Annotated in this window: 7 protein-coding genes; all 7 read right to left on the bottom strand. The window is 43.1% G+C overall.

The window, feature by feature from the left end:
- Nucleotides 1–12: 12 nt before the first annotated feature.
- Complete coding sequence (locus tag QWZ01_RS05405; RefSeq protein WP_290322248.1) at nucleotides 13–1473, bottom strand: di-heme oxidoreductase family protein; 1461 nt, start codon at nucleotides 1471–1473, stop codon at nucleotides 13–15.
- A 151-nt stretch (nucleotides 1474–1624) separates the two neighbouring features.
- Nucleotides 1625–2884 carry an imelysin family protein gene (locus QWZ01_RS05400; RefSeq protein ID WP_290322247.1) on the bottom strand — a complete coding sequence of 420 codons (1260 nt, stop codon included), beginning with the start codon at nucleotides 2882–2884 and terminating at the stop codon, nucleotides 1625–1627.
- A gap of 209 nt (nucleotides 2885–3093) precedes the next feature.
- Nucleotides 3094–4395 (bottom strand): leucine-rich repeat-containing protein kinase family protein, encoded by a 1302-nt coding sequence (locus QWZ01_RS05395; RefSeq protein WP_290322246.1) that lies wholly within the window; start codon nucleotides 4393–4395, stop codon nucleotides 3094–3096.
- Between the two features lie 49 nt (nucleotides 4396–4444).
- Entirely contained in the window at nucleotides 4445–6775 is a 2331-nt protein-coding gene (locus QWZ01_RS05390) for a glycosyl hydrolase family 95 catalytic domain-containing protein (RefSeq protein ID WP_290322245.1), read from the bottom strand.
- Nucleotides 6776–6919: 144 nt separating this feature from the next.
- On the bottom strand, nucleotides 6920–9934 hold the full coding sequence (locus QWZ01_RS05385) for an efflux RND transporter permease subunit (protein ID WP_290322244.1): 3015 nt from the start codon (nucleotides 9932–9934) through the stop codon (nucleotides 6920–6922).
- Nucleotides 9935–9944: 10 nt separating this feature from the next.
- Nucleotides 9945–10868, bottom strand: coding sequence for an efflux RND transporter periplasmic adaptor subunit (locus tag QWZ01_RS05380; protein WP_290322243.1), 924 nt, complete (start codon nucleotides 10866–10868; stop codon nucleotides 9945–9947).
- A 2-nt stretch (nucleotides 10869–10870) separates the two neighbouring features.
- Nucleotides 10871–12166 carry a TolC family protein gene (locus tag QWZ01_RS05375; RefSeq protein ID WP_290322242.1) on the bottom strand — a complete coding sequence of 432 codons (1296 nt, stop codon included), beginning with the start codon at nucleotides 12164–12166 and terminating at the stop codon, nucleotides 10871–10873.
- Between the last annotated feature and the right edge of the window lie 95 nt (nucleotides 12167–12261).

The following is a 12261-nucleotide window of genomic DNA, read 5'->3' as shown; positions in this document are numbered from 1 at the left end:
TATGCTTTATACTTATAAGTCGTTTACAAATTTGATAACTGCGGCACGGTCGGTACTGGAAAGTTTCATGAAAGCTTCTTTTGATTTTTCAGCTTCGCCACCATGCCATAAAATTGCTTCTTCAATTGTGCGGGCACGTCCGTCATGCATCAGAAACATGCCATTATTGTTATTTACAAGGCTGGTTAAACCAATGCCCCAAAGCGGCGGGGTGCGCCACTCATTGCCTGTTGCCAGATAATCGCTTCGTCCGTCAGCCAGATCTGTACCCATATCATGTAACAGTAAATCGGTGTAAGGGTGTATAGTTTGGTTTGATAATAAAGGCACATCCGTAAAGGTGCCCGTTTTTAACTGGGGGCTATGGCATTTAGCACATGCTAACTGTGTAAATAGTGCTTTGCCTTGTATTACTGTTGCATCTTTCCAGTTTCTACGTTTAGGAACTGCTAACGCTTGAGTATAAAATACGGTAAACGTAAAATTAGGATCTGGTAATTCCGGCTGACCGGGATTATCGCTACCATCCGTTAAACCTCCGAATAAAGTTTGTTCTATACCAAAAAGATTTGCATTAGGATATATTGGCGTGGTAATGCCTACATCGCTGCTAAATGCGCCGGCAACCTGCTGCCTTACAGTGGGTTCATTAGCCTTCCAACCAAAGCGCCCCAACACCATCTGCTGTTTTTCTTCGCTCCATACGGAGTTAGGCTTTCCTGAAATTCCGTCATTATCTTTATCATCCGGATCGGCTAACGCAAGAATGCTTGCTTCAGGAACTGCCTCAAGCAAACCCATACCTACCAACTGAGGCGCAATACGCGGCGACATCATGAAGTTAACCGGATGCCCGTTACGTAAATTTTTGAACAGATAAGCCGGAACACGTAAAGTAACTGTTGTACCATCCGGATAGGTTACAATTTTATTGGTATAACTTACAAAAACCTGCCCATCTGGAGTAGCTTTTAAAATAGCATTGTTACGGAACTGTAAACCTAAATCAGGATCAGGATTTGGCCCACCATGAGCATCCTGTCCGGGTATACTCAACCTCATTAATACCGAACTCAATTGTTCGGTTTCAGAAAATGGAGTACGCCCTCTCCCATCTTCAACGTGACAACTGTTACACGAACTGGTGTTAAAAATAGGGCCTAAACCATCAACAGCCTGGGTTGATGCAGGTGCAGTTACCCAGTTAGTATGAAAAAATGATCGCCCAACTTTAAAATTGATCACATCGGCGGTTAACATAGGTGGAATTGGTTGGGCAAAGGCCTGATCGCTTTGGAGGTCAATAGTGCCATTTACACCTCCCTGCAATTCCTCATCGGTAAGCTGGATACTCCCGTCTCCCGTATTTCCCAGATTGGGATCATGTTTTGAACAACCTGACAAGTATATAATAAATACAATAACCAGGTTAATTATGCCAATTATAACAGGCTTTCTATATGTTGATCTCACTACAATTTTGTTATAAAAATTGGGTTTAATAAAAAAAACTCTTTAAACGATAAAAGATTAAGCCACCTTATGTTATGGATAAGGTAACTTAATCTAACTGATTCAACAGGAGTAGCAGGCCTGTTTTAAGTATATTTTCTGTGTGTTATGATCACGGATTTTCTGCCGGGATGTTTACTTCTGTCAATTTAAGATCGTGCGCAATCTGTGATATCCAGTCGGCTACAGCACTTACATCGGTCACACCTTTTTGTACTATCTGGTTACCCGACGGATTACTGCCATCAATAAGCCAGTCAAATGGTTTATTCGTTTCAATATTCTGCAAACTGCTTTGTGCTGTTACCAATAAGGTTTTCATTTTGGTATCATCGGTAGCATTTAATGATTTTACATAATCACTTAAACCTGGCCCGCTGATCACGGTTCCGTTGGTGCGGGTGTATTTTCCGTTGTAAGCGTTAACAATACCTTGCAGATCCTGAATAAGATCACGGTGTGTATTATCGCTAAAACAAGAATGCTCTTGTTCCTGAGCGTGCAGTGCCAATGGTACCCCCATTCTTTCGCCGGCCATTTCGCCTTTAGCCAAACGACCTATGCCGTTAAACATATTACCGATAGCTACAGGTACGTTGGCTTCAAATTGTTTACGATAGTTATCGGCTCCCGGTGCCCAAGCATCTACCAAACCTTTCAGGTCATCAACTACCATTTGTGTAGCTACCTGCAAATATTGAATTCTGCGTGCTGCATTAGGTGCGGTTGCATCAGCCGTGGTTATGTAATCTTTATAAGAGCGTTGACCGGGAATTTTGTTTTGAGCCGGGGTATCATCCTGTCCCCATAATAAAAATTCAATAGCATGGTAACCTGATGATACAGAAACATTATCACCATTTGCATTGGTCGTACCACCATCAGGCTGATTGTTATTGATCAGTGTATTTTCATCTATAGTTGGGAAATTCGTTGGCATATTGATAATACCCATAGTAAAATCAGGCTTTGGGTAAGCAGAATAACCATGCGAATCGCCTGCGAGGTAATCAATATACCCCTCATCAAGAGGCCATGAATTCAGTAAACCATCACCGTTGTCACCATCAATAGGGCCATCATAAAACCGGCCCATTTCGGTTTGCATATATGGTTCACGAGCTGCTAACCAAGCTGTCCGGGCATCTGTGAGTCCTTGAGCCGATGGACTGGCTACGAAGGCGTTTACTTTGGTTTGTAAGGCAAGTGCTGCATTATATGCATCCTGGTATCCGGCCTCAAGCATATTGCTGTAATTGGATACAATTTGTGTTTGCTGATCGTTCGTCAGACCTTGCTGGCCTTGTTTATCTTTCTTACAAGCGCTTAGTAAAACAGCGATAGCAAAAGTTGAAAGGAAAAGTTTTTTCATATATCATTAAGTAAATGTCATTTCACCGCAATAATGACTTTACAAAGCAATATATTATTTAGATTAAATCCAAATAAATACAAGACCAATTTTGTAACAATTTAACTTAGCACATAATTTAACCCTTAATTTGATCTGGAAATTTCAAGTATAGGTTGAAAATATTTTCGTAAAAAACGTAAAATCCAACCTCTAAAAATCTGAGCTTATTATAATTTTAGCATTTCATTAGCTATGAACCGAAATTCGGGCCGGGCTTTTACATCTGAGCCTATACAAGCATCTCTTAATGATTTTAACTTCAATAAGGGCTGATCTTTAACAGTTTTTTCGCATAAAGTGAGCAAATCATCCAACAAATATCCATAAGCGCTTACTTCAATTCGCTCCAAAGCTTTGGATAATTCTTCATCTATCTTATCGTAAAAGCACGCCGCTCCAAAATCACCAAACAGTGTATTACCGTCTTCGTCTATTAATATGTTGTGAGCATAGAGATCGCCATGCATTACCCCCTTTTCATGTAACTGTGCGGCAAGCGATGCTATTGTTGTGGCAATTTTTATAACCTGTTGCACAGAAAGTCGCATGCTCTCGTCAAAAACATCGCGTGTGCAGCTCACAAAGTTGGGTGGGTTGCCCAAATTAAAAAAACGATGCGATATCAACTCCATCACCAAACCTTGCTTTCCTTCCGGATGTGCAGAAACCTGCCCGAGTAATTTTACCAATCCATGGTGGCTGCCCGCGGCTATATAGGTTAGCATTTCGTCTTCAGGAAGCCCGTCACTGGTAACTGCACCTTTAAATATCTTAATAGCAACTTCTTTCCTTTGATCATTAACCCTCCAATTAGCTTTTGATATAATGCCCGATGCACCCTCGCCAAGTTGGTGGCTCATCTCTAATTGCTCATGATGAATAAGCGGGATAGTATTAATTTTAGGTTTTATATTAAATGAGTTTCCTGAAAATGCAAGCCAGGAAAGTTTAGGCATATTTAACAACCACTTTGGCAATTGGCTTAGTTGATTGGCAGCGATGCGCAAAAGTGACAAATTATTACAATTACTGAGCTCTGCCGGTAATTCTTTTAATTTATTACCAGCAAGCATCAGCTTTTGCATACGTGAGCAATTGCCTATTTGGGTAGGTAATTCTATTATCTTATTATTAGTAAGTATCAGCCACCTGATGTTGGTATTAAGTGCTTTGGCTGGAACCTTTTCAATTATATTTGATTTAAAACCAACTATATCAAGTAACGGGCAGTCGGCCAGTACTTCCGGCAAAACGGTAAAAAGGTTTTCTGAGCAAAATAGTATTTTCAGCTTTTTTAGCCGGCCAAAATCTGCAGGTAACTCGCTTAATTTATTGCATGATAGATCAAGCTTTTCCAACGTATCTGCCAGGTCAAATATTTCATTCGGGAATTGTGATAGCCCTTCGGAAAGTTTTAATGAAACAGCGCCTTTAAGTTCTCCATTCCGTAATTGTTCAAGTGTTTGCATAGTTTGTTAAGAATGCCTGGCCGCAAAAATAGGCTTTTCACCTACTTTCTTACGATTTTACCGTGTTAAGGGTTTTAAACATTCCATTAATCTTTACCTTAACAGTACTGTGCTTGAGCGACACAATTCTACAATTGGTAACCTTTCCGTTTTTCCAGCTAAAATCAACAGTATAATTACCTCGGGCTCTCATCCCCTTTACTTCACCCGTTGCTTTCCAGCTATCTGGAATAGCGGGCAATAGTTCTATAAAACCGGCGTGGCTTTGTATCAGCATTTCTGCAATACCTGCCGCTGTACCCAAGTTTCCATCAATTTGAAATGGTGGCCCTGCCGATAATAAATTAGGATAAATGCCTCCGCCGGCACCATAATTTATGTTGGTTTTGAGCGTAGGCTTCATTATCTCTGTAAATAATTTATAAGCACGATTACCATCGTGCAAGCGGGCCCAAAACAATAGTTTATAGGCGATAGACCAGCTTGGGCCATCGTCGCCCCTAACATCTAATGTTTTCTTGCAGGCATCGGCTAATTCCGGGGTGGCTTCAGGCGTGATCAATGATGCAGGATATAAACCATATAAATGCGAAATATGCCTGTGGTGCAAATCTGTTTCTTTATAATCCTCTAACCATTCCATAATGCGGCCGCTTTTACTGATCTGCCCTACCGGTGGAATTTCTTTTAGCTTAGCGGTAAGATCTTTTTTCAGATCCTCATCTCTGCCCAAGAGCTTTGCAGCTGTTATTACATTATTAAAAAGTTCCCTGATAATTTGATTATCTATAGTTGGCCCAACGCATATACTGGCAGTTTTTCCATCAGGCAAATAAAAAGTATTCTCGGGTGATGAAGATGGAGAAGTTACCAGCCAACCTGTTTTATCATCATGGTGCAGCATACTGCTATAAAACAGGGCCGAACCTTTTAATATCGGGTAAATGCTGCGCAGGTATTCCTTATCTTCGGTAAAGGCATAATGCTCCCATAAATTGTTACACAGCCAACCCGAACCGGCTTTTGTTACACCCCAGGACGCGCTTTCGCCAGGTTCTGTAAAACCCCACACATTTGTTATAACATGCGCAACCCAGCCATTGGCATTGTAATAAGCCTTCGCTGTTCTTTCTCCTGGTTTTACCATTCCCTTTACCAGCTCTGCTAAAGGCAAATTGAGCTCTGATAAATTCGACACCTCTAAGGGCCAGTGATTCATTTGAACATTAACGTCGAGGTGATAATCTCCATTCCATGGTGTTTGGATCTGATTTGCCCATAAACCTTGCAAATTAGGTGGCAATAAGCCTGCACGAGTGCTGCATATACTTAAATACCGCCCGTACTGATAAAATAATACTGGCAGGAATTTATCATCATTAGGTTTTTCGTGAAAACTGATAAGCCTTTTATCCGTTGGCTCATCTGCCGTATTCTCAGCGCCTAAAGCTAAAGACACCCTTTTGAATAGTTTTTGGTATTTACTTACATGCTGAACCATTTCCTGATTATAAGGGGTTATTAAAGCAGCATTAAGTGCACCATCAACGTTTTTCCTGAAGTCTGCACGTTTAAAGTCTGTGCCGGATGAAATATAAATAATTACCTCTGTGGCATTTTGAATAGTAAGTTTATTGTCGGCCTCACTTAATTGACCTCCCTTTAGGCGTGTTTTTACCTTAGTTAAATATTGCATCCCCCCGGCTGCAGTTCCGCTGCTTAACTGGCCATACATTTGAAGTTCACCATTCTTTACTACAGTGGTAGATTTTTCGGGGCGGGATAGTGCAATACTCAAATTCAGCTTTCCTGGCTTATCTGCAGATAATTTGATGACACTTACATCGTGGTTAAAACTGGTAAAATATTCGCGCTTATAAGTAACCCCATCAAGCTGATAAGTACAATTAGCAACAGCCTTATCTAAAGATAATTCCCTTTTATAATTGGCGAAGCTTTCGGCTTTTTTTTCATCAGCATAATTAAACTGAATATTCAAATCGCCCAAAATCTGATAGCAACCAAATGGAACACTTGCGGAACCGGGCCCTTTACATATGAAGTTTTTATCAACCAGTTGTTGTGCCTCGTCATTTTTTCCTTCATTCAAGAGCCTTCTTATTTCTGGTAAGCTTTTGTAGGCATCGAAATTGTTAGCATCCTGCGGCGCGCCCGACCATAAAGTAATATCATTAAGAACAAGGTGTTCATCCTTGATGCCTCCATCCGGCATCATACCTAAGCGGCCATTTCCTAAAGGTAGTGTTTCTTCCCACTGTGTTGCGGGTTTATCATACCATAAGGTTAAAGGTTTATTTTGCGCGTAAGTAACTATACTTACAAGGCAGGTAAGTATAAACAGGTAACAACGTTTCTTCATAGTTTAGATTTTTGGCTTATAAAAAGCCCGACATCAGGGCTTACCTTAATAGTGTGATTTTTTTACTTCAACACACATTAAAAGAAAAATAATGCTGCAAAAACTATTCAGATGAACTTTTTCAAATCATAACCATACCCGCAATTATGTAGCATTTGTCTGCTTATTGTTACTTACCAGTTTCAATAACGTAGGTAAAATGATCAATAGCAAAGGCAATGCAAACAACAGACCACCGATAACGGCAATGGCCAGCGGCTGGTGCATCTGCGCGCCGGTGCCTATACCCGCGGCAAGCGGTAATAAGGCTATGATAGCTCCTGTTGCCGTCATTAGTTTGGGGCGTAAACGGGCGGCAATAGCATGTACCACTTTCTCTTCATCCGTCCACTCCGGGTTACCTGTTTCATACTGATGGTAGGTGAATATAGCGTTCTCCGCAATAATGCCTATGATCATGATGATGCCGGTATAGCTGCCAACATTCAGCGGTGTATTGGTGATCAGCAAGGCGGTTAAACAACCCGCGGCTCCTAATACCGCAAGCAAAATAATAATGGCCGCCACTGTAAAATGCCTGAACAATACCAACAGAACAATAAATACCAATACGCTTGAGGTGATCAGAATGGTCAGCAGCTCTTTGAACGCCTGCTGCTGCTGTGCATAATCACCGGCGTATTCTATATGGTAGCCGCCAGGCAGATTTAAAGTGGCAAGCTTGCTTTGTATATCCTTCAGCGTGCTGCCCAGGTCACGGTTGTTTAGCCGGGCTGTTATAACGCCCATCATCTTCTGATTTTCACGAGCTATCTCTGCCACCCCCGACTCTACACCAATAGTTGAAACGGACGCCAGGTTTTTCAGTTGACCGTTCGGTAAAAATATGCTGGCCTTTTGAAATTGCTGGAGAGAAGTTTGAGCAGCCTTTGGATAGATCATCCGGATATTTACCGACTGTTCTTTTTCAATGATCGAACTGATCACGTTGCCATCCAGTTGTGATTGCAGCTGGAATTGAAAATCGGTTGGGTTCATCCCTAACTGAGCCAGCTTGCCTTCATCCGGAACCACATTGATTTCAGGGCCTGCTATAGTGATCCCGTTAAACACGTCGGCGGTTCCGTTAACACTTTGAACCAGGTCGGCGGCCTTCCTGGAAACAGCCTGCAACGTTTTCTGGTCATCTCCATAAATCTTGATCTCGATGGGTTGCGCCGATTCCATTAGGTCGCCCAGCATATCGCCTATCACCTGGCCAAAGTCTACGGTGAGCTGTGGCAACACCGCCTCAATTTTGGTGCGGATGTCATCTGATACCTCGTCGGTGGTTTTACCGCGCTGCTTTTTAAGTTGTATCAAATAATCGCCATCATTCGGTTCGGTAATAAAGAATCCCATCTGTGTACCAAGCCTGCGTGAAAATGAGGAAACCTCTGGGGTGTTTTTGATGATATTATCTACTTGTTTCAGCATCCGGTCTGTTTCTTCCAGGGTAGTTCCGGCAGGGCTTTTAAAGTCAAGCACGATAGAGCCTTCATCCATGGATGGTAAAAAACCCGATTCCAGTTTGCCGGGTATCACTACGATCAGCGCAATGCAAATGATCATGAATATAAAGCTGATCACCGGGTTCCTTAAAAAGAATTTGATCCAGCCTTCTTTCACCACATGGGGTTTTACCTGTTTTTTACGGAGAGGGATATGAATAAATAATATGGGCAACAGCAGCCAGGTTACTAAAAACGATATGCTCAACGTAATGATCATGGAGAAGGCCAGCACCTTGAAATATGCCCCGGCTACTCCGCTCATCAACACAAAGGGTATAAAGATAACAATGGTGCTAAGTGAGGAGCCTAACATAGACGGGAACAGGTACGATATAGCTTTATTCACCACCACTTTCATGGTTTCTTCCGGGTGCTCCTCATGGCTGCGGTATATCTGTTCTACCACAATTACCGCGTCATCGATCATTAAACCTATTGCCGCGGCTATAGCTCCCAGCGTCATGATATTGAACGTATACCCTACCAGCAGCAAAACAGTGATGGATAATGCCAGTGTTGCCGGAATGGTGATCAGGATAACCAGGCTGGACTGCCATGACCTTAAAAAAACGATCACCACCAAAATGGCCAGTACAAGCCCTATCCACAGTACATCCTCTATACTTTTGATACTGTCATTCACAAAGTCGGCCTGTTTGTAATAGGGTTTGATATATACACCAGCTGGTAGTATCTTACTCAGAGCGTTTACCCTTGCCATCACCCCGTTATTTACTTCAATGAGGTTAGCATCGGGTTGTTTGATTACCGCGATGAGGGGGACATCCTTACCATTGGCATTAATGCGGATGTATTCTTTTTGTGCGGTGATCTCGATATTCGTCACGTCGGCCAAATGAATGATACGCCGCGGATTATTGACCACCACAATATTTTTGAGCTTATCTGCATTTTCAACGGCGTTGCGGGTCAGGTTCAGGTATAGCCTCCCATGATCATTGATATAACCATTGGAAGCCAGTATATTAGCCTGAGTGACCGCTGCGGATATCTGCTGAGGGGTTACGCCCAGCGCGGCCATTTTTGAAGGCTGCAGCACCACCTGGTATTCCTTGGTCTTACCGCCAATCACCGCGATATCGGCCACGCCGGGTACCGCCGCCAGAAAAGGCCTTACCTGAAACTGGGCAATCTTTTTCAGTTCAATACCCGAACGATTCCCTTCCAGCGAGAAACCCATGACCGGCAAGATAGACGGATTCATTTTCTGTACATTGATCCGGGTATTGGGTAGTAGGTCGCCGTTTATTTCTTGTGTTAAAGCCTGTACCTGCGCCATGGCCCGGTCAATATCAGTATTCCAATTCAAGAAGATATTGATTTCAACGCTGCCCCTTGATGTGGTGGTGCGAATATAATCCAAGCCTTCGGTGCGTTTGATGGCATTCTCCAGCGGGATGGTGACTGTGGTCATCATCTTATCTACCGGTTGCTGCCCTGCATCTGCAATTACTTTTATTTTAGGGAAGGTTATATCCGGAAAAAGCCCTGTCTTAAGCCTTGTAAAGCTGAAGATACCGCCCATAAATACCAGTATCAGGAAACCCAGCAACGGCTTTTTATAATAATGATGAAAATGCTCCATGATGCTGTGTTTACTGTTGCTGGACTTTAACCCTGGATGAATCTGCCAGACCGTACGAGCCTTCAACAATCACCCTGTCGTTCATACCAATCTTATCTGTTTGTATCTCCTGTAAGGAATCTGGCGATATTGCCCCGGCTTTTACGTTTACCTTATATGCTTTGCTGTCTTTTCCCAGCTTAAATACCCAGAAGTGCTCTTGCGTTTCGTCGGTCTGTACAGCGTTTACCGGGACGGCCATCCCCTGATCCGGACTGGATAGCGGAATATTTACCTTTAAATTGGCTCCTTCAGGCAGGTTGGTAGCAGCTATCGAAACAATGAATGACTGGGTTTGTACAGCGGGATCTGCAGCTGGCAAGCCTGATTGTAAGTGTGTATTCAACTTACGCCCGTCGGGGAGTAACACAGTACAGGGGGTGCCTGCCTTTACCTGGTCAAGGTACTCTACCGGAACATTTACCAGTACCACTAATGAGGATTGCTGCGTTAAGGTAGCCAATATATCGCCCTCGGCTACATAGTCGCCATTCTGGTAGTTTACAGCCGTAATGATACCACCCGTGCCTGCAACCACCGGTATGGGTGCTTTAAACTGATCAAGCACACCGGTTTGATCCAAATGTTTCAAGGCCTGCTGCTCTTTACTGGTAATGGTACAATAAATACCGCCTGCTTTAACGATATCCCCTGTTTTCCAACCGCGATGATGTATATAACCTGCTATCCCCGCCCGGATCACCGCCTTTTGCTGATATTGGGTAACCCCTGTAAAGGTAATACTGTTCACAAACGAATGCATTACCGGTGTACTGACCGATACAACCGGGATGCTGGTTACAGTTTCATCGGCCGCAGGGGGTGCGCTGGTGCAGGCTGTCTGGATTATCATTAAGAGCGCGAAACCTCCAATAAAGTGTTTTTTATAATACATATTTACCAGTTGTAATAGTTGTATTGATTGCTTAGCAGTAATAGCTGTACCCTTGCTCCGTTCAGATTTTGTTTGGCCGCGGCATAGTCCTGCAATGATTTGACATATTCAATGATGGATAACTGACCACCCTGTAGTTTTTCCCGGTCAAGCCGCAGCAGCAGATCCTGTTTGCTGATCAACTGTTCTATTTGCGTTATGCTTTGCCTGAGCAGGCCAATCTGCCTCATAATGCTTTGGAGATAGTTGCGCTGCTGTACCGTGAAATTATCACGGGCATACGTTATACTTTGTTGGCTGATCTTAACCTGGCTGTCATTGATCCGGCGCTGGTGTCCGTCAAATATCGGAATGGCCAGGTGCAGTGCTGCCTGCATGCCCACGTTATGCGGTATGCTGTTAAACTCCGAGGCCAGCATCCCTCCGCTACCCGAAAGGTCAAGTGTGGGGCGGTATTTAGCATTGAACACATTTTGCTGCGCTACAATACTCAGGCTATCAAGCCTGAATTTTTCCTTGTAAAAATAGCTTTGTGGTACCGCATTTATGGAAACCAGTGGGGCGTTGAGCTTTACCATTGTGGTATCGTTCACTATAGCCAGGTTTTTCAGGGCGCCATAGGCATCCACTTCAGTTATTTTGGCTTGGCTCAATTCATTTTCCCGAGTGTTCTGTTCAATTTCCAGCAGCAGGTAATCACTTTGCTGCAGCAGGCCTTTTTTCACCAGCGCCTGTACTGTTGCTTTACGACCTTTTACCTCGTCCACTATTCGGGTCAAATACTCTTCCTGCTGCTGTAACTGGTAAACCTGGATATACTGGTCGGTGATCGCTTTGCGCAGGTCATGTTCCAGTTGTACCCGGCTGTTACTGTTCAGCGCTGCATCGTTCTTATTTTGTTCCTGCAGGGTATTGACGGTACGTTTATTTAATAGCTGCAGTGTCACGTTCAGCTGCGTGGCATACATCCCCCCATTGGTTTGCCCCACATCGTAACCAAAAGCTTTAGGTGATGGGTTTGCAGTGATGGCTACAGCTTTTCCATTATTGCCAAAGTAAGGAGCAAACAGGTAATCGGAAGTAAAATTGACTTGCGGGGCTTTGTTTTGAGCATTGATCAATTGCGCTTGTAAACCGTAAAACTGCTGCTGGTTTATATTTTGCCTGATGGCCGCATCATTTTTTAGCGCATTATCTATAAAGTAATTCAGATCGAGCTGTTGCCCTATTACCGTCTGCACCATCATCAGCATCATGCCCGTTAATATTGCAGCAGAAGAAAAGCCTACAGTTCTCATGAAATATGTTTAATTTATATAATACTGCAAGAATAATACTTAAATCTGAAGAAATTTAGGATGATAATAGTTCAATAATCTCAGGTCTTCTTGTT

The organism is Mucilaginibacter aquaedulcis, from assembly GCF_030409325.1.
In the GTDB taxonomy this organism is placed as follows: Bacteria; Bacteroidota; Bacteroidia; order Sphingobacteriales; family Sphingobacteriaceae; genus Mucilaginibacter; species Mucilaginibacter aquaedulcis.
The sequence above is the reverse complement of the archived record's forward strand: the minus strand, read 5'-3'. Positions and strand labels throughout refer to the sequence as shown.